At 61.1% G+C, this 19413-nt stretch carries 14 protein-coding genes and 1 pseudogene; 13 read left to right on the forward strand and 2 right to left on the reverse strand.

The genetic code is table 11. From position 1 onward, the window contains the following. The first annotated feature begins 71 nt into the window (after positions 1-71). Positions 72-1031: a FecR family protein gene (locus C934_RS32030; RefSeq protein WP_018857863.1), complete on the forward strand. Its 960-nt coding sequence runs from the start codon at positions 72-74 to the stop codon at positions 1029-1031. A gap of 42 nt (positions 1032-1073) precedes the next feature. Here C934_RS32030 and C934_RS0117035 read toward each other — a convergent pair whose 3' ends face one another. Further along, a complete protein-coding gene (locus C934_RS0117035; RefSeq protein ID WP_018857864.1) occupies positions 1074-3281 on the reverse strand; it encodes a CHASE2 domain-containing protein in 2208 nt (735 codons plus the stop codon). 132 nt (positions 3282-3413) lie between these two features. Beyond that, on the reverse strand, positions 3414-5240 hold the full coding sequence (locus C934_RS0117040; RefSeq protein WP_018857865.1) for a chloride channel protein: 1827 nt from the start codon (positions 5238-5240) through the stop codon (positions 3414-3416). A gap of 85 nt (positions 5241-5325) precedes the next feature. Here C934_RS0117040 and C934_RS0117045 point away from each other — a divergent pair, with 85 nt between their 5' ends. The 12 genes and pseudogenes from C934_RS0117045 to C934_RS34695 form a co-directional block, all read left to right on the forward strand. Beyond that, the gene (locus tag C934_RS0117045; RefSeq protein ID WP_018857866.1) at positions 5326-5775 is read left to right on the forward strand and encodes a MarR family winged helix-turn-helix transcriptional regulator; all 450 of its coding nucleotides are present in this window, start codon (positions 5326-5328) and stop codon (positions 5773-5775) included. A gap of 19 nt (positions 5776-5794) precedes the next feature. Then, positions 5795-6226 carry a MarR family transcriptional regulator gene (locus C934_RS0117050; protein ID WP_018857867.1) on the forward strand — a complete coding sequence of 144 codons (432 nt, stop codon included), beginning with the start codon at positions 5795-5797 and terminating at the stop codon, positions 6224-6226. A 318-nt stretch (positions 6227-6544) separates the two neighbouring features. After that, on the forward strand, positions 6545-7819 hold the full coding sequence (locus tag C934_RS0117055; RefSeq protein WP_018857868.1) for an aspartate kinase: 1275 nt from the start codon (positions 6545-6547) through the stop codon (positions 7817-7819). Positions 7820-7909: 90 nt separating this feature from the next. Continuing rightward, the gene (gene ptsP, locus C934_RS0117060; RefSeq protein ID WP_018857869.1) at positions 7910-10177 is read left to right on the forward strand and encodes a phosphoenolpyruvate--protein phosphotransferase; all 2268 of its coding nucleotides are present in this window, start codon (positions 7910-7912) and stop codon (positions 10175-10177) included. Between the two features lie 28 nt (positions 10178-10205). Then, positions 10206-11285 carry a peptide chain release factor 1 gene (gene prfA / locus C934_RS0117065; protein WP_018857870.1) on the forward strand — a complete coding sequence of 360 codons (1080 nt, stop codon included), beginning with the start codon at positions 10206-10208 and terminating at the stop codon, positions 11283-11285. Continuing rightward, positions 11282-12163, forward strand: coding sequence for a peptide chain release factor N(5)-glutamine methyltransferase (gene prmC / locus C934_RS0117070; protein ID WP_018857871.1), 882 nt, complete (start codon positions 11282-11284; stop codon positions 12161-12163). Before prfA ends, prmC begins: the two co-directional genes overlap by 4 nt. Positions 12164-12507: 344 nt before the next feature. Further along, on the forward strand, positions 12508-13284 hold the full coding sequence (locus tag C934_RS0117075; protein ID WP_018857872.1) for a DUF4167 domain-containing protein: 777 nt from the start codon (positions 12508-12510) through the stop codon (positions 13282-13284). A 218-nt stretch (positions 13285-13502) separates the two neighbouring features. Beyond that, positions 13503-15158: an arylsulfatase gene (locus C934_RS0117080; protein WP_018857873.1), complete on the forward strand. Its 1656-nt coding sequence runs from the start codon at positions 13503-13505 to the stop codon at positions 15156-15158. Positions 15159-15225: 67 nt separating this feature from the next. Then, positions 15226-15633 carry a DUF1254 domain-containing protein gene (locus C934_RS35660; RefSeq protein WP_026371857.1) on the forward strand — a complete coding sequence of 136 codons (408 nt, stop codon included), beginning with the start codon at positions 15226-15228 and terminating at the stop codon, positions 15631-15633. A gap of 404 nt (positions 15634-16037) precedes the next feature. Then, complete coding sequence (locus C934_RS35665; protein ID WP_026371858.1) at positions 16038-16304, forward strand: DUF1214 domain-containing protein; 267 nt, start codon at positions 16038-16040, stop codon at positions 16302-16304. 251 nt (positions 16305-16555) lie between these two features. Further along, the gene (gene clpB / locus C934_RS0117100) at positions 16556-19159 is read left to right on the forward strand and encodes an ATP-dependent chaperone ClpB (RefSeq protein WP_018857874.1); all 2604 of its coding nucleotides are present in this window, start codon (positions 16556-16558) and stop codon (positions 19157-19159) included. Between the two features lie 97 nt (positions 19160-19256). Beyond that, positions 19257-19413 (forward strand): annotated as a pseudogene (locus tag C934_RS34695) (IS5/IS1182 family transposase); the annotation flags it as partial.

Consider the following 19413-nt stretch of genomic DNA (forward strand, 5'->3'; position numbering starts at 1 on the left):
ACACCAAGAAGATGAGAAGACGTTAAAGTTAACAATATGCTAATATACTGACAGTTTATCGGGGGTCGACCATGTCTCGCTTCTGTGGTGCTGTCGCTGCAGGTGTCTTCTTTGCTTTATTCGGTCCGCTGCAGGCTTTCTCCGCCGAGCCGGTTGGGCAGGCAACACTGATTCGAACCGAGGTTTCAGGCGAGACCGGCCCGATGGTTGTGCGATCCCCCGTCCATAAGGACGAGCGCATCCGCACATCGCAGTCCGGCCTTGGACAATTCATCTTCAAGGATGGCACCAAACTGGCTGTCGGTGCGGGGTCGACGGTCGTGATCGACAAGTTCGTTTATGACGATTCGGCCTCCGTGAAGAGGCTTTCGATCAAGGCGGCGAAAGGCACGTTCCGCTGGATCAGCGGCAATTCAGCCTCGTCGGCCTACTCGATTGTAACTCCGGCCGGCACGATCGGGGTGCGCGGAACGGCGTTCGATTTCTACGTCGGCCCGAACGGTACGACGGCGATCGTGTTGTTGAACGGTGCCGCAAGTTTCTGCGGCCCAGGGGGCTGCAAGCAGTTGCGTCAGCAATGCGACTGCGTGGTCGCAACCCGCGGCGGCCGAATGACGGATCCGAGCAAGGTCGATCGCAGCACGCTGCAGACACTGAGTAATCCGCGAGCGTTGCCCTTCCTGTCCGGCGATCAGCAGCTTTCGGGCGCGCTCGGCGGCATTCGCACCAGTTGCGGGCTGGCGTCCCTGCGCCAGGACCGTCAGGACCGGCCCCGGCCGCAGCGGCAGGAGCGGCCGGCGCCGCAGGCACCCCAGGCGCCGCAGCAGGCGCCACAGGCACCTCAACCGTCCCAATTGCCGCAGACACCGCAACAGCCCCCGGACACGCCGGATCCACCCGACAAGCCGGACAAGCCTGATCACCATCACCACCACGACCGTGACCACCATCACGACTGGGATCACCATCGCGGTTGGGATCACTTCGGTCGAGGCCCTTTTGACCGCGACCGTGGGCGCAATTGGCGATGATGAGACCACGATCGCGATGGGTCGTGGTCGTAAGAGCCGCAATCAGGGTTCGAGGTGAAGCTTGGTTTCATGCGGCAGAGCCGCGCCAATACCGTCATCGTCATTGCCGGGACTGTCGCGGAAGTGGTCCGCCCGGCGCCCGAGGCGGCTATAGAATTGGGGCAGGGTCGCGGTTAGCTCGGCTGACTTGAGCTTGGCGATATTGAGCAGCTTGCGTGTCTCCGCCGAATGGGCGCGGAGCGCGGCGACAAGCTCCGTATGAATGCGATGCATCTCGGCAAATGCACTTGAACCGCGAACGTGCTCGCCACCGACAACGGCATAGAGGCGCGCCCGGCTGCTCTTGCCTTTCAGTCCGAGCAGGCCGGCGTCGAGGAGTGCGAAATGCGCCAGTTCGCCAGCCGTGGTTTCCGAGACGAGAATGTCGAAGCCAACTTCCTTGCAGGCGGATTCGATGCGCGCCGCGACGTTGACGGCGTCGCCGACGGCGGAATAGTTGAAGCGTGTTTCGGCCCCCATGTTGCCGACGCAGGCAAGGCCGGTGTGAATGCCGACGCCGATACCGACCTGATACTCCGGGCCGAAGCCGAAAGCATCGGATGCGTTGAGCGAAGCGAGCGTCTCACGCATGGCAAGGGCGGCGCGGACTGCCTTGGCAGGATGATTTTTGACATCCACCGGGGCGTTCCAGAAGGCCATGATCGAGTCGCCGATGAATTTGTCGAGCGTCCCTTCATTGGCCGTCACGTGGCGGCTCAACGCATCGAGCAGCGTATTCAGGAAGCGGACGACTTCGGCTGGCTGCAGTCGTTCGCTGAGTTCGGTGAAGCCGCGCACGTCGACGAACATCACCGTCAGTTCGCGGTCGTCGCCGCCGAGCCGCATCGCATCGCGGCTGTGCTCGATCCGAAAGAGCAGCGAGGGTGAGAGATACTGCCCGAAGGCACGGCGGACTGCGCGCCGCTCGCGGTCGATAACGAGGATGCGGAATGAGGTAGCGGCGAAATGGGTGATTGAGCCGGCAATGATCGGCGCGAGCGGATCGAGCAACAGGCCCCAGGCGGAAAAGGCAAACCAGGAGGCCGCAAGCGCCAATGCCGTCAGGCATAGGCCGCAGGCAAGCGCCACAGCCGGGCTGACGAAGGTCGTCAGCACCACCAGGAGCGTACCCAGGATGGCAATCGCAAGAATTTCCAGTCCATCCGCCCAATCGGGCCGGGAGAGAAAGTGGCCCGTCAGGATCTGTTCGACGGTTTGGGCATGCATGGAAACACCAGGGACGTTCTGGCCGAGCGCCGTCGTGCGAATATCCTGCAGACCAGCCGAGGATGTGCCGACAAAGACGATGCTTCCTTCGATGGCGGCAGCGACCTGCGGATCGACGCCTTGTGGCGCCAGGATCTTGCCGGCGGAGATATAGCGTTGCGGGACATCAGGACTGATATACAGCCACAACTCTCCGCTCGCAGTCACCGGTATGACGAACTCACCGATCTTGACCGATGTCAGTGTATCGGGAGCCTCGGGGGCGGCTGCCAACACATAGGTCGAAGCGCCCTGGGCGACGCGCAGCGCCTCGATCGCCAGATTCGGATAGAGCTGCTCCCCATCCGTCAGAAAGAGCGGGACCTTGCGTACGACAGCGGAGGGATTGCCGGGATTGAGGCTGATGTGGCCGAGACCTGTCGCACTGAGCTGCAATTGCGGGCGTACCGGTGTCGCTGCGTCGAGCCGGGGCGGCGCGTTGACGGGGCTCTCGCCGGTGAAAGCGAAGCCTGCTTTGACCGGTGGCCGATAGTTACCCTCCGTCGTCAGGCCGAAGCCGAGCACCACGGGGCGTCCGGCGATCGCTTGGGCGAAAAGCTCGTCATTGTCGGGTAGCCGCCTCAGCAACGTCGGGTCGACGCCGGCGACATCGCGCATGACAGTGCGCGGCGAGAGACGGTCCGGTTCTGCAAACAGCACATCGAAGGCGATCGCGGCGGCTCCCAGATCGGACAGGCGCTCCACGAGAAGCGCCAGCCGGTCGCGCGGCCAGGGCCACTGGCCGAATTCCTTGAGCGAGGCCTCGTCGATATCGATGATGCGGACCGGTGTCGGCTCAAAGGCGCGCGGTGAGATCCGCTGATATTCATCAAATGTGACGTCGCGGATTTGCCGCAGCAGTGGTGGATCGCTTGCCCGCAGCATCGTGAACGCCGCGACGATGGCGAGGCCAATAATAACGCCGATTTGCTGCGCACGCGTCATATGCAATCGGAGCCCTCGGGCCTGGAACCAAGTGGCGCCGGCGATAAAGGAGGCGCATTTCCGGGCGCGACTAGGCTGCCTGTTTCCACCGCGCGATGCAACTGCGCCTTTCGAGCAAATCAGCGACGCTGTTCAGTCGGTCGGAAACTCCTTGCCCAGGCGATGCGGGTTGTTGGTCTGCGAAGCTGCAGCCTCTGAATTCTCCAACGTCAGCATGCGCTCGTCATTTGCTCTGCGCGGCCCAAGAAAGGGCCTTCGCTCGGTCTCCGTCGCTCGCAGCGTGCTTCGAAGGCGCACGGAGCCAGTCGACAACATCAGGTCAGCGACATATCCGACCGTATCGTCAGGATGTGCCGCGGGGATAGATGCGTCGGACACCATGTCGTCGAGACGTTGGTCGGAAAACGCGGCTGCGTCCTGCCATCGCAACGCATCGCTACCGGAGACCAGTCCCTTGAGGACACCGCTGCCGTCAACGACCGGATAAACCCGGTGCGTTCTTGCAGGCGTCGCGAAGAAGGCGCAGGCATCGCCGACTGTCATGCTTGCTGCAAGCGTGTCGACCTCCTTGATCATGATCTCGCGCGCACGCGTCAATTCGAAGGGATCAATGCCGTATTCTCGCGTGATGTGTTGGCCGCGCCGTGCGATCTTTTCGGTGAGGATCGACCGGCGAAGAAGGAGAACGGTCACCACGTAGGCTGCTACCGTGGCCGCCAGGAGGGGTACCAGCATCGAAACGTCGCCGGTGAGTTCGACGGCAAAGAACGTGCCCGTCAGCGGTGCGCGCATCGTTCCTCCCATCATTGCGGCCATGCCCAGCAAGGCCCAGAATCCCGGGTCGCCGGGAAGCACCAGGCCGACCAGCCATCCGAGGGCTCCTCCGAAGATCAGCAGCGGCGCGAGTACGCCACCGGATGTGCCCGATGACAGCGCCACAAGCCAGATGAATGCTTTCACAAGCAGGACCGCCAACACGGCCGACGGCAGAAGAGTGCTGTTCAGCAATCCTTCGATGATGTCGTAGCCGACTCCGAGGGCGCGAGGCTCGATCAAGCCGCCGAGGCCGATGATCAACCCGCCAATCGCCGGGCACCACATCCAATGGATCGGCAGGGCCTCGAAGACATCTTCGATCTTGTAGAGCATCGTTGCCAACAGGCCGGATTGCAGCCCCGCAATAATCCCCATCGCAGCGCAGAGCGCGATGCCCCACCAGGGAAGGTCCATGTGAAATTGCTTGGGAAAAAGAGGGCCGGCCTGGAACAGGAAGGGGCGCCAGCAGATCGACACGCAGGCCGCGATGGCAACGGGGATGAAGCTTCTGGGCTTCCATTCGAAGAGCAGCAATTCTACAGCGAGCATGACTGCGGCAGTCGGTGAACCGAAGATTGCGGTCATGCCGGCGGCCGCACCCGCGACGAGGAGCGTCTTGCGCTCGGCCGAGCTCAAGTGGAAGCATTGCGCGAAGAGCGATCCGATGGCGCCGCCCGTCATGATGATCGGCCCTTCGGCGCCAAAAGGTCCGCCGGTGCCGATGGAGATCGCCGACGAGAGCGGCTTGAGAATCGCCACCTTCGGCGACATCCGGCTGCCACCAATCAGGATCGTCTCGATTGCCTCGGGGATGCCGTGACCGCGGATCTTCTTGGATCCGAAGCGGGCCATCAGCCCGATAACAAGGCCGCCAAGGATGGGAATGGCAACCATCCATACGGAGCGCGGTGCATCAGCAAGCGAGGTAGCGGCAATACTGAAACGCCCGAACCACACGAGACTGGTGACCAGCGAAATCAGGCTCACCAGGACCCAGGCGGCGGACGCACCGCCGGAGCCGACCACCACGGCCATGCCGACCAGCGCGAGAACGCGTTTGTCCGTCGTAAAGTCCCCGGCCTCGCGCCGCGAGAGGCCGCCGGTAAAGTCATGTGGCTGGTGAGGGGTCGATTGCTCGTACATGGAGGATCCCGTTGAAACGCTTCTGTTCGACGTTGCAAATATATCGTGATACGATATAAATCAACAAGCAGATCTGGAGGCAGAAATGGTGTCGGGCAAAAACGGCAGCTTATCGGATGTTGATTATGCCGCGTTGGCCAACCTGAGGTACAGAATTCGAAAATTTCGCCAATTCAGCACCAAGGCGGCGGAGAAGCTCGGTCTATCGCCGCAACAGCATCAGGCACTACTCGCGATCAAGGGACTGGGAAGCGGAGAACAGATGAGCGTTTCAACCTTGGCGGCGCGACTCTTCGTCCCGGCTGCATCTGCAGCCGAACTTACGCGCTCGCTTGAGGGACGTGGCTATGTCACTATCGAAGTGAAGCAGAGGCGCCGGACTATTGTGCGGTTGACAGACAAGGCGGAAGAGATATTGCGACGGCTGACGCCTGCGCATCTTTACGAGATCCGGGAGATGGCTCCCGAACTCATGCTGGCGTTGCGCGTGCTCCAGGATCATCGAAGAATGGAAGTCGCCGCATGGATGCAATGATGGCCACGAGGGATCTGCATTGAGGACACCCGGAGAACGACTGACCGACGCCGACTACGAGGCCTTGTCCAATCTGCGCTACACCTTGCGCCGCTTCATGGATTTCAGCACGTCCGCGGCACAAGAGGAGGGGCTCCCAACGCAACAGCATCAGGCATTGCTGTCGATCAAGGGCCATCGCGGCGAAGACTCGATGACGATCGGAATGCTTGCTGAACGGCTGCTGATCGCGCCCCATTCGGCAACGGAGCTCGTTGGACGTCTGGTCACAGCCGGCTACGTGTCGCGTCGCACGGATCCGAACGACAAGCGCCGGCAGACATTGGAGCTCACCGACAAGGCAGAGCGTGTGTTGAAGCGCCTGACTGCTATCCATCTGACGGAAATCCGGGAGATGGCGCCGCAGCTGATTGACATCCTCAGGAAGCTGCAGGACGAAATCGAGCGTTGAAGGGAAGTCTCAGACCTCCGGCAGATTTCTCTCCTCTCCTGCGCTGCCCAACGCCCTCGAGGCTGAGGAGGCCTAGCCGGGGTGGCAGCTGCCACTTTTACCCGCCAGTTCCAGGGTGTCGCATTCTCCTTTCCACACCTTGCCACCCCCCAACAAACTCGCTAAGAGACGCGGCAACTTGGGCCCTTGGGGTGCAAGGCTCTAGAAGGGTTCCAGAAACTCCCAATTCCGGGCTCTTCGGCCATGCGGCTCCATGCAGGGTTCGTGATGCCGGGTCTGGCTTTGGTCTCTCTCGGCGCTAGGTCGTGGTAGAGGCATATGGCACGCATCGTAATGAAATTCGGCGGAACGTCCGTCGCTGATCTGGACCGCATCAAGAACGTTGCCCGCCATGTGAAACGTGAAGTCGACGCCGGCCACGAAGTGGCGGTGGTCGTCTCCGCCATGTCCGGCAAGACCAACGAGCTGGTCGGGTGGGTGCAAGGCACGCCAAAGGTCGTCGGCGCCAATTCACCTTTTTACGATGCGCGCGAATATGATGCCGTTGTTGCATCGGGCGAGCAGGTGACCTCCGGCTTGCTCGCGATCGCGCTGCAGGCGATGGATATCAATGCCCGCTCTTGGCAGGGTTGGCAGATCCCGATCCGTACCGACAACGCCCATGGCGCCGCCCGCATCCTCGATATCGATGGCTCCGACATCATCAAGCGTATGGGCGAGGGGCAGGTTGCCGTCATCGCCGGCTTCCAGGGTCTTGGGCCCGACAACCGCATCGCGACGCTCGGCCGCGGCGGCTCCGATACGTCGGCAGTTGCGATCGCGGCTGCGGTCAAGGCCGATCGATGCGATATCTATACCGACGTTGACGGCGTCTACACGACCGATCCGCGCATCGTGCCGCAGGCACGCCGCCTGAAGAAGATCGCCTTCGAGGAAATGCTCGAAATGGCGTCGCTCGGCGCCAAGGTTCTGCAGGTTCGCTCCGTCGAGCTCGCCATGGTGCACAAGGTCCGTACCTTCGTGCGCTCCTCTTTCGAAGATCCCGATGCTCCGGGCATGGGTGACTTCTTGAATCCGCCCGGAACGCTGATTTGTGACGAGGATGAAATCGTGGAACAGGAAGTAGTCACCGGCATCGCCTATGCCAAGGATGAGGCTCAGATCTCGCTTCGCCGTCTTGCCGACCGGCCGGGCGTTTCCGCTGCGATCTTCGGACCGCTGGCCGAAAGCCACATCAATGTCGACATGATCGTCCAGAACATCTCGGAAGACGGCTCGAAGACCGACATGACCTTCACGGTTCCTTCGGGTGATGTCGACAAGGCGATCAAGGTTCTCGGCGAGAACAAGGAAAAGATCGGGTACGACGTCGTTCAGAACGAAGCGGGCCTGGTGAAAGTGTCGGTCATCGGTATCGGCATGCGCAGCCACGCCGGCGTTGCCGCCACCGCTTTCAAGGCGCTGGCCGACAAGGGCATCAACATCAAGGCGATCACCACCTCTGAGATCAAAATTTCGATCCTGATTGATGGTCCTTATGCGGAACTCGCTGTCAGGACTTTGCATTCCTGCTACGGTCTCGATAAGAACTGATTCTGAACGAGTCTGCCGCGCGTTCAAGTTGTGAAGTCACGCGGCTGTCGGCCGCGAGGCTTTGATGTTTGTTTTGGAGCTTGAGACGCAATGAGAGACCTTTCCGGCGGTCCGCGCGTGCTGCTCAAGCGGCTGCGCGAGTTGATGGCGGAGCCGCTGGAGCCGCAGGAGCGTCTCGATCGGATCGTTCGCCAGATTGCAGGCAACATGGTGGCGGAGGTTTGCTCCGTCTATGTGCTGCGCGCTGACGGCGTTCTCGAGCTCTATGCAACCGAAGGTCTGAAGAAGGAAGCGGTCCACCTGTCCCAGCTCAAGATGGGACAAGGTCTGGTCGGTACGATCGCGGCATCGGCGCAGCCTCTCAATCTCTCCGACGCGCAATCGCACCCGGCGTTCCGCTACCTGCCGGAAACCGGCGAAGAGATCTACCATTCGTTCCTCGGCGTGCCGATCCTGCGCACCGGCCGCTCGCTCGGCGTTTTGGTCGTGCAGAACAAGGCGAGCCGCACCTACCGCGAAGAAGAGCTCGAAGCGCTCGAGACGACCGCGATGGTGCTTGCCGAGATGATCGCCACCGGCGAACTCAAGAAGATCACCAAGCCCGGGCTCGAACTCGACCTGACGCGTTCGGTGACCATCGACGGCGACACCTATAATGAAGGCATCGGCCTCGGCTACGTCGTGCTGCATGAGCCGCGTATCGTCGTCACCAACCTTTTGAATGAGGATTCCGAGAAGGAAATCCGCCGCCTGGGCGAGGCGCTAGGGTCGCTCCGCATCTCGATCGATGACCTTCTGTCGCAGCGCGACGTTTCGATGGAGGGCGAGCACCGCGAGGTTCTCGAAACCTATCGCATGTTCGCCCATGACCAGGGCTGGGTGCGCAAGCTCGAGGAAGCAATCCGTAACGGTTTGACCGCGGAAGCCGCCGTCGAGAAGGTGCAGAGCGACACCAAGGCGCGCATGATCCGCATGACCGATCCCTATCTGCGGGAACGGATGCACGATTTCGAAGATCTCGCGAACCGCCTGCTGCGGCAGTTGACCGGCTATACCGGCCGCACAGCGGGGGACGGTTTCCCAAGCGACGCCATCATCCTGGCGCGTGCCATGGGTGCGGCTGAGTTGTTGGACTATCCGCGTGCCAATGTGCGCGGGCTCGTGCTGGAAGAAGGTGCGGTGACGAGCCATGTGGTGATCGTCGCGCGTGCCATGGGCATTCCTGTGATCGGCCAGGCCGCTGGCGTGGTGGCGCTCGCCGAAAACGGCGATGCCGTCATCATCGACGGCGATGGCGGGCATGTGCACCTTCGCCCCATGCCGGAGCATCAGCGCTCCTACGAGGAAAAGGTACGGTTCCGCGCCCGCCGCCAGGAGCAGTTCCGGGCGCTGCGCTCGGTCGAGTCGCGCACCAGGGACGGCCAGCGCGTATCGTTGATGATGAACGCCGGGCTGCTGGTCGATTTGCCGCAGCTTTCGGACTCGGGTGCTGAAGGCATTGGCCTGTTCCGCACCGAGCTGCAGTTCATGATCGCCTCCAACATGCCGAAGGCGGAAGAGCAGGAGCTGTTTTATCGCAATGTGCTGAAGCAGGCGGCCGGACGAGTTGTGACATTCCGCACGCTTGATATCGGCGGCGACAAGGTCGTTCCCTATTTCCGTGGCCATGAGGAAGAAAATCCGGCGCTCGGCTGGCGGGCAATCCGCCTTTCGCTCGATCGTCCGGGCCTGCTGCGCACGCAGCTGCGCGCCATGCTGAAGGCGGCGGCCGGCATCGAGCTGAAGCTGATGGTGCCAATGGTAACCGAGGTTTCCGAGATCGCCGCCGTGCGAGAACTGCTGCAGAAGGAGGTTCAGCACCTTTCGCGCTTCGGCCACGGCCTGCCGCGCAAGCTGCAGTTCGGGGCGATGCTGGAGGTGCCGGCGCTGCTCTGGCAGCTCGACGAGCTGATGTCGGCGGTCGATTTCGTCTCGGTCGGGTCGAATGACCTCTTCCAGTTTTCGATGGCGGTCGATCGCGGCAATGCGCGCGTGTCCGACCGCTTCGATCCGCTTGGCAAACCGTTCCTTAGGATCCTGCGCGACATCGTGCGGGCAGGCGAGCGCAACAACACGCCCGTGACCTTGTGCGGCGAGCTTGCCGGCAAGCCAATCTCGGCGATGGCGCTTCTCGGCATAGGCTTCCGTTCGGTTTCGATGTCGCCAGCATCGATCGGTCCGGTCAAGGCGATGCTGCTCGGTCTCGAGGTTGAGACGCTGGCGAAGGTGATGAACGAGGCGCTTGACGACACCAAGTCGGCGACTTCGATCCGCGATGTGCTTGCCCACTTCGCGGAAGCTCACAATATTCCTCTTTAGGTCAAGACAAGCAGAATCGGAGTGAAGGGTGGCGAAGCTTCCCGTTGAAAAGATGCGCGAGCTGGAACGCCGTTTTGGCGAGATCGAAGCGCGCATGTCGGCTGGCCCCTCGGCTGACGTCTACGTCAAGCTCGCCTCCGAATATTCCGAGTTGCAGCCCGTCGTCACGAAGATCCGCGCCTTCGAGAAGGCAATTGCCGAGCTTGCGGACCTCGAAACCCTGCTGAACGACAAGTCGGTGGACCGTGAGATGCGCGATCTGGCCGAACTGGAGCTGCCCGAGGTGAAGGAGCGGCTGGAGGCGCTGGAGCAGGAAATCCAGATCTTGCTGCTGCCGAAGGATGCAGCAGACGAGAAGAGCGCTATTTTGGAAATCCGCGCTGGCACCGGCGGTTCGGAAGCCGCACTCTTTGCTGGTGATTTGTTCCGGATGTATGAGCGCTATGCAGCCGCCCACGGCTGGAAGGTCGAAGTCCTGTCGTCGAGCGAAGGCGAGGCGGGCGGCTTCAAGGAAATCATCGCGACCATCACCGGCAAGGGCGTATTTGCCAAGCTGAAGTTTGAATCCGGTGTTCACCGTGTCCAGCGCGTGCCGGAAACGGAAGCCGGCGGTCGCATCCACACTTCGGCCGCGACCGTCGCGGTTCTGCCGGAGGCGGAGGAAATCGACATCGAGATCCGGCCAGAAGACATCCGCATCGATACGATGCGCTCATCCGGCGCTGGCGGCCAGCACGTCAACACCACCGACTCAGCGGTGCGCATCACCCATCTGCCGACCGGCATCGTCGTCACCAGTTCCGAGAAATCGCAGCATCAGAACCGCGCCAAGGCGATGCAGGTTCTGCGTTCGCGTCTCTACGACGCCGAGCGTCAACGGGCCGAAAGCGAGCGTTCCGCCGATCGCAAGAGCCAGGTCGGTTCCGGCGATCGCTCCGAACGCATCCGCACCTACAACTTCCCACAGGGGCGGGTGACGGACCACCGGATCAATCTGACACTCTACAAGCTCGACCGGATGATGATCGGCGAGATCGACGAGGTGGTCGACGCGCTGATGGCCGACTATCAGGCAAGCCAGTTGGCGCAACTCGGCGAGCAGCAATGAGCATGAGCGGGAAACAGGCCGAGGCTACGGTTTCCCAAATGCTGGCCGAGGCTCGCCGTCGTTTCACTGAAGCCGGTGTCGACAGTGCTTCGGCTGATGCCCGTATGCTCGTCGCAGGGCTGCTTGGACTTTCGACGACCGCCATCGTAACGCGTGGCGGCGAAACCGTCAGCACAGAGCAGATGGCAATGATCGAGCAAGCCATCGAACGCCGGCTGGCGCATGAGCCTGTTCACCGCATTCTCGGCGAACGGGAATTCTATGGCCTGCCGCTGTCTTTGTCTGCGGAAACCCTTGAGCCACGGCCTGATACGGAAATTCTCGTCGATACGATGCTTCCTTATCTGCGCGACCTTGCAAATACCGAGGGCCATATCCATATTCTGGACCTAGGAACCGGAACCGGGGCGATATGCCTTGCTCTGTTGAGCGAATGTCCGGAAGCGTCAGGCGTCGGCAGCGATATATCGGCCGATGCATTGAAGACGGCGAAATCAAACGCGGAAAGAAACGGATTGCAGGATCGCTTCGAAACCATTCAATCCAGTTGGTTTCAGAATATCCACGGCTCGTTTCACGCGATTGTCTCAAATCCGCCCTATATCGCTTCTAAGGTCGTTCACACTCTCGCTCCCGAAGTGACGAAATTTGATCCCCATGCCGCACTGGATGGCGGCCGGGATGGGCTTGACGCCTACAGAACCATCGCCAAGGATGCGGCAAGGTTCATAAAGCCGAACGGCGTTGTGGGACTTGAGATCGGCTACGACCAGCGAAACGACGTGACGGACGTTTTCGAGGCTGAAGGCTTCAAGCTTCTGGAATCCGTAAAGGATTACGGCCAGAATGACCGGGCGCTTGTGTTCGCGCTCAAGTGACGCGCGACGACTTTAAGCATTGAACAGGACATTGGTGTCATTGCGAAGAAAAGGCTTGGATTTCCACGGGAAGCAATATAGGTTGACCCCACGCGTTGGAGAGATAGGACAGAACGGTGAGACGTTCGAAACTAACTCGGCCTCGGGGGTCCGCTCTTTTAAACGAGAGCTTCAAAGGTTGAATACGACCCAATGCGTGAATCAGTCAAACTGACTTGAGAACAAGCGGCAGGTTGGCGCGAAGGCGCAGTATGCTTGCGGCACGAGGGCTCTGAGCCGGTGAACCGGCCACGGCCGTTGGTGCCATAACTCCACAACAAACAGAGAATTCAGGTGAACGATCTATGAGGCCAGGACAGCAGAACAAGCGCGGTCGCGGGCGTGGCAATAACAACGGCGGCGGCGGCGGCGGAAATAACAATAACAACAATTTCAACCGCAAGGGCGGCAACCCGTTGACGCGGACCTACGACAGCTCCGGCCCAGACGTTAAGATTCGTGGTACCGCGCAGCATATCGCTGAAAAGTACGCACAACTTGCGCGCGACGCGCAGAGTTCGGGCGATCGCGTTATCGCTGAAAACTACCTGCAGCACGCCGAACACTATAACCGCATCATTGCAGCCGCTCAGGCGCAGATGCAGGAGCGCTTCCAGCGCGACGACCGCAACGAATTCAGTGAAGGTGCGGAGCGCGATGGTGACGATGTCGAAGCCGTCGACAATGACGATGTTGTCATCGTCCAGCCACCGCGTCACCAGCACGAGCATCAGCAGCGCCGTTCGGAAGAACAGTCGCAGCGTCGCAACGACGAGCAGCCGCGCCGCAACGAAGACCGCCAGCCGCGTCGCCAGGAACAGCAGCCGGCCCCGGTCGCAGCTGAAGCGCCGCAGCCCGAGGTGAACGATGGCAGCGGCCCGCAGCCGGAGATCGAAGGTATTCCGGCAGAGGTTTCGATGGACGAGGAAAGTGCTGCAGGCCAGCCGCGCGAGCGTCAGCCGCGTCGCCGCACTGCCGGTAGCCGTCCGCGTCGTCCGCGCCGCGCTGCGGAAGGCGAGGCTCCGGCCGAGGGTGAAGGTTCCGGCGATGCGCCTGTTTTGGCGGATGCCGCTTCGGAATAACCGGATCGCTTCAACGATCCGAGCTAATGGATAAAAGGCCGCTCTATGGAGCGGCCTTTTGCGTTTCTGCCGCCGTCTCGCCTCCGACCGTTAAAGTGTCGTGCATTTACCGTAACGTACTTACGTCTACGCTGTGGCTATGCCTCTTTGGTTCGCGCCGATGCATCTCATCACCAGACAACATTCCAAAAGTTCACGTTTGACGGGAGACAGGCGAAATGGCCAGCGACGACAGCGTACGATCATCCTCCTCCGACGCCAGCAACCTCACGCGCCGTAATCTGCTGATAGGGTCAACAGCCCTTGCCGCCGGGGCCGCCACGGTCGCCAGCATGGTGAGTTCCGCAGCAGCCCAGGCGCAGACGGCGGCGGCACCATCCGGCAAGAAGCCGAATATTCTTGTCATCTTCGGCGATGACATCGGCATACCGCAGATCAGCGCCTACACGATGGGGCTGATGGGCTATCGCACGCCCAATATCGACCGCATCGCCAGGGAAGGCGCAATCTTCACCGATTCCTATGGCCAGCAGAGCTGCACTGCGGGCCGCGCCTCCTTCATTCTCGGGCAAGAACCATTCCGCACCGGCCTCTTGACGATCGGCATGCCCGGCGATCCGCACGGCATTCAGGACTGGATGCCGACGATTGCCGACGTGTTGAAGACGCAGGGCTATGCGACCGGCCAGTTCGGCAAGAACCACCTCGGCGACCAGGACCAGCACCTGCCGACCAAGCATGGCTTCGACGAGTTCTTCGGCAACCTCTACCACCTCAACGCCGAGGAAGAGCCGGAAGGCTACTTCTACCCGAAGGACCCGGCGTTCCGCCGGCAGTTCGGTCCGCGTGGCGTGATCAAGTCAACTGCGGACGGCAAGATCGAAGATACCGGTGCGCTCAACACGAAGCGTATGGAGACGGTCGATGAGGAATTCCTGGCTGCCGCCAAGAACTTCATCGATCGGCAAGCGAAAGCTGACAAGCCGTTCTTCTGCTGGTTCAACTCGACCCGCATGCACGTCTTCACCCATCTGAAGCCGGACTCGCTTGGAAAAACCGGCAAGGGCATTCATGCCGACGGTATGGTGGAGCACGACGGTCACGTCGGCCAGCTTCTCGAGCAGCTGGATCAGCTCGGCATCGCCGACAACACTATCGTTCTCTACACGACCGACAACGGCGCCGAGCTTGCCTTGTGGCCTGATGGTGCCCAGACGCCGTTCCACGGTGAAAAGGGCACGACATGGGAGGGCGGCTTCCGCATTCCGATGATGGTTCGCTGGCCGGGCGTCGTCAAACCCGGGACCGAGGTGAATGAGATCGTTACGCTAATGGATTGGATGCCGACATTCGCGAGCGCCGCCGGGATATCCGACATCAAGGAGCAGATGAAGGCAGGGTTCAAGTCAGGGACTAAGGATTTCAAGGTTCACCTGGACGGCTATGATCTTTTGCCTTTCCTGAAGGGTGAGGCTCAGAGCGGCCCGCGCGATGTCGTCTACTACTTCGATCAGGGCGGCAATCTCAATGCGCTTCGCTGGAACGACTGGAAGCTGAGCTTTGCCATCGCGAGCCACGGCAACATTGCCACGGCCACCCGTGAAGTCCCAGCATGGGCTATGATCGCCAACCTGCGAATGGACCCCTACGAGCGTGGCATGGAGGACGGTGGCGGAGCGATCGAGTTCCTTGCAAGGAACATGTGGCTGCTCGTTCCGATCCAGGGGAAGATCAAGGACTTCTTCTCAGACTTCGACCAGTTCCCGTATCAGGAAGGCAGCTCGCTCAATGCCAGCGGCATCAACTACGGGCTGCTTCGCCAGCAAGCGGCACTGAAGCGGTTGAATGAACTCGAGCGGCTTGCCCCGCAATAGGCAAACACCGCGACAGCCCGCGCCGGCCAAACGGCGCGGGCTGTCCTCACCAAAGAGGGACGGTCCGATGGTGGTTGAGTTGCCGCCGGGCGCCTATATCGGCCTGATCAACGACCATAATCTCCCCGGCCCGGATGGCGGAAAGGGTGGAAAGCACCTCATCCTGCTGCCTGACTACAAGGGCAAGGTGCCAAAGGGCTACCATGTCGGGAAGTCGGCCACCTACAAAGTTCTGCTTGCTGTGCGCGCTCTGCCGGTCGGTGGCGACCAGGACAAGGCGCTGAAGGCGCTGCACGCCATCAAGGTCTACCCTTTGAGTACGGCCAGCAAGCCGAAGCCAATCGCGATCGTCGACACCACCGAGAAGGCAATGGACAGCACCTCTCTCAAGTGGGAGGACAACATCCAGTTCTGGGAGGTATTGCAGCGGATCATCGATGAGGAACCCCTCGTCGAGAAATTCACACCGATGTAGGGCTTCTTGCGACGCTCGGTATCTAAAAGGGCAAGCCGTTCGCACCTGATGCCCGTACGAAAGCTATCCTCGAAAAAGCTGCGAAGGTTGGTCGTGACCAGCTTCTCGTATCGGCGTTCGATAGCGATCGGCCGGACCGCTTTGCGTGGCCGGACCGCAAATGGGAGTGGGTCGGCCTGGCTCCCAACGCTGCCCAGTTCGAGACGCCGATGGGCGTCGATCTGGAGGCACATGATCGCTGGTTCGCACAGGCGATCGTCACGCCCGCAATGTTCCACCGTTCGGCCGGCGCGGGCTCGGCTCTATTGGCTCGGTGCTCGCGACGCTAGCGGTGCGTTTCTGGACGGAGCAAGAACTACAAGCTGACGATTCCCCAGCCCGTCCCGGGCAAGCTGCTCGGGTCCGTGACGCTCTATGACGCGCAGACTCGCTCCGACGTGCAGACGGATCAGGACAAGGCGGCGCTCCGCTCGCTCTTTGAGTTGAAGGACATCGACACGTCAAAGCCGGTCGACCTCTATTTTGGTCCAACGGCGCCGAAGGATGGCGAAGGCCGTTGGATCAAAACCCAGTCCGGACGTGGCTGGTTCAGCTACATCCGCATCTACGGACCCACGCAGCCGGCCTTTGACGGCTCCTGGAAGCCCAACGACATCGAAGAAATCAAGTGATTGGATGGCTGCCGGCAGCCGACATGGCTCCGGCGGAGACAGGACATGAAATGAGAACCCCCGGTCGCAAAGGCCGGGGTTTTTCACGTCATCGCCTCTTTAAACTTTTGAAATCCTCCACCATATCCAGCCCAGGTTCGTCAGCCGCAAATCCCAACCGCGGCGGAACAATGGGCTTGCCATTTAAGGGAGCTCAATCTCAGTCATCGGCCTGTGCCTTATGAGGGCAGGGCGATCCATGGAGGTACAGCATGAATATCGAAAAATACTCCGAGCGGGTGCGCGGTTTTATTCAGTCCGCCCAAACCTATGCGCTTGCGCAGGGACACCAGCAGTTCACACCCGAACATGTACTGAAAGTGCTGCTCGACGACGACCAGGGCATGGCCGCCTCGCTGATCGAGCGCGCCGGCGGTGATCCCAAAGCGGCGCGCCTTGCCAACGATGCCGCACTTGCCAAGCTGCCGAAGGTATCCGGCGGCAACGGGCAGATCTATCTCGCGCAGCCGCTTGCCAAGGTGCTTTCCACTGCCGAAGAGGCAGCGAAGAAGGCCGGCGACAGCTTCGTCACGGTCGAGCGCCTGCTGCAGGCATTGGCGATCGAGTCTTCGGCTTCGACGTCGACGACGCTGAAGAATGCCGGTGTGACCGCGCTGGCGCTCAACCAAGTCATCAATGAAATTCGCAAGGGCCGCACCGCTGACAGCTCGAACGCCGAACAAGGCTTCGACTCGCTGAAGAAGTATGCCCGCGATCTGACCGGCGAAGCCCGCGAGGGCAAGCTCGATCCGGTCATTGGCCGTGACGACGAAATCCGCCGCACGATCCAGGTTCTCTCCCGCCGCACCAAGAACAACCCCGTGCTGATCGGCGAGCCTGGCGTCGGCAAGACCGCCATTGTCGAAGGCCTCGCACTGCGTATCGTCAACGGCGACGTGCCTGAATCACTCAAGGACAAGAAGTTGATGGCGCTCGACATGGGCGCGCTGATCGCCGGCGCGAAATATCGCGGCGAGTTCGAGGAGCGGCTGAAAGCCGTGCTTAACGAGGTGCAGGCCGAAAACGGCGAGATCATTCTCTTCATCGACGAAATGCACACGCTGGTTGGTGCCGGCAAGGCGGATGGGGCGATGGACGCCTCCAACCTCCTGAAGCCTGCGCTTGCGCGTGGCGAGTTACACTGCGTCGGTGCGACGACGCTCGACGAATACCGCAAGCACGTTGAGAAAGATCCGGCCCTAGCCCGCCGCTTCCAGCCTGTCATGGTTGAGGAGCCGACGGTCGAGGACACGATTTCGATCTTGCGTGGCTTGAAGGAAAAGTACGAGCAGCATCACAAGGTCCGTATCTCGGATTCGGCCCTGGTTGCGGCTGCGACGCTTTCCAACCGCTACATCACCGACCGCTTCCTGCCCGACAAGGCGATCGACCTGATGGACGAAGCCGCTGCGCGGCTGCGCATGCAGGTGGATTCCAAGCCTGAAGAGCTGGACGAACTCGATCGCCGCATCATGCAGCTGAAGATCGAGCGCGAAGCGCTGAAGAAGGAAACCGATACGGCGTCTGCCGACCGGCTGACGCGGCTTGAAACCGAGTTGACTGGCCTCGAGGAAGAAGCCGACGCCCTGACGGCCCGCTGGCAGGCGGAAAAGCAGAAGCTCGGCCTCGCCGCCGATCTGAAGAAGCAGCTGGATGAGGCCCGCAACGATCTGGCGATCGCCCAGCGCAAGGGTGAGTTTCAGCGCGCCGGCGAGTTGACTTACGGTGTCATTCCGGAACTGGAAAAGAAGCTCACGGAGGCCGAACAGCAGGACAGCGATCGCAGCGCCATGGTGCAGGAGGTCGTCATCCCCGACAACATTGCGCATGTCGTTTCCCGCTGGACCGGTATCCCTGTCGACAAGATGCTGGAAGGCGAACGCGACAAGCTTCTGCGTATGGAAGACGAGCTGGCGAAATCGGTGATCGGCCAGGGTGATGCGGTTCAGGCCGTGTCGCGGGCGGTGCGCCGCGCGCGCGCCGGCCTGCAGGATCCGAACCGGCCGATCGGCTCGTTCATCTTCCTCGGCCCGACCGGCGTCGGCAAGACGGAGCTGACCAAGGCGCTTGCCCGCTTCCTCTTCGACGACGAAACGGCGATGGTGCGCATGGATATGTCGGAGTACATGGAGAAGCACTCGGTGGCCAGGCTGATAGGCGCGCCTCCCGGCTATGTCGGCTATGAGGAAGGTGGTTCGCTGACGGAAGCCGTTCGCCGGCGGCCGTATCAGGTCATTCTTTTCGACGAGATCGAAAAGGCGCATCCTGACGTCTTCAACGTGCTGCTGCAGGTGCTCGACGACGGTCGCCTGACCGACGGTCAGGGCCGGACAGTCGATTTCCGCAACACGATGATCATCATGACGTCGAACCTCGGTGCTACGATGTTGACGGAGCTACCCGACGGTCATGACACAGATGAGATCCGCGAGCAGGTGCTGGACGTCGTGCGCGGTCACTTCCGGCCGGAGTTCCTAAACCGTATCGATGAGATCATCCTGTTCCATCGCCTGAAGCGCGAGGAAATGGGCGCGATCGTCGATATCCAGCTGATGCGTCTGGTGGCATTGCTTGCCGAACGCAAGATCACACTCGAGCTCGATGACGATGCCCGCAATTGGCTCGCCAACAAGGGTTACGATCCGGTCTATGGTGCGCGGCCGCTGAAGCGGGTGATCCAGAAATACGTGCAGGATCCGCTCGCCGAACAGATCCTTTCCGGGCAGGTTCCGGATGGTTCGACGGTGAAGATCACAGGCGGTACGGATCGGCTGCTGTTCCGGACGCGGAATTCCGCGGTCAACGAAGCGGCCTAAGGCCTCCACAACAGGAAAGAAAATGGCGGCCCCGGGCCGCCATTCAGATTGCTGACAAACCCCTGGCACCGTCTGGGGGTTTGTGATTCATTGGGACATGTTGAAGAAACCTGCCCCCACCCAGACGGCTCTTGAGATGGTGACGCTCGACAGTCTGGTGCCGAAGGATCACCTGCTGCGCAAGATCGACGCGGTGATCGACTTTTCCTTCATCCATGATCGTGTTGCGGGGCTTTATTGCGCCGACAACGGCC

This window comes from Rhizobium sp. 42MFCr.1 (assembly GCF_000377185.1).
GTDB classification, from domain to species: domain Bacteria; phylum Pseudomonadota; class Alphaproteobacteria; order Rhizobiales; family Rhizobiaceae; genus Rhizobium; species Rhizobium altiplani.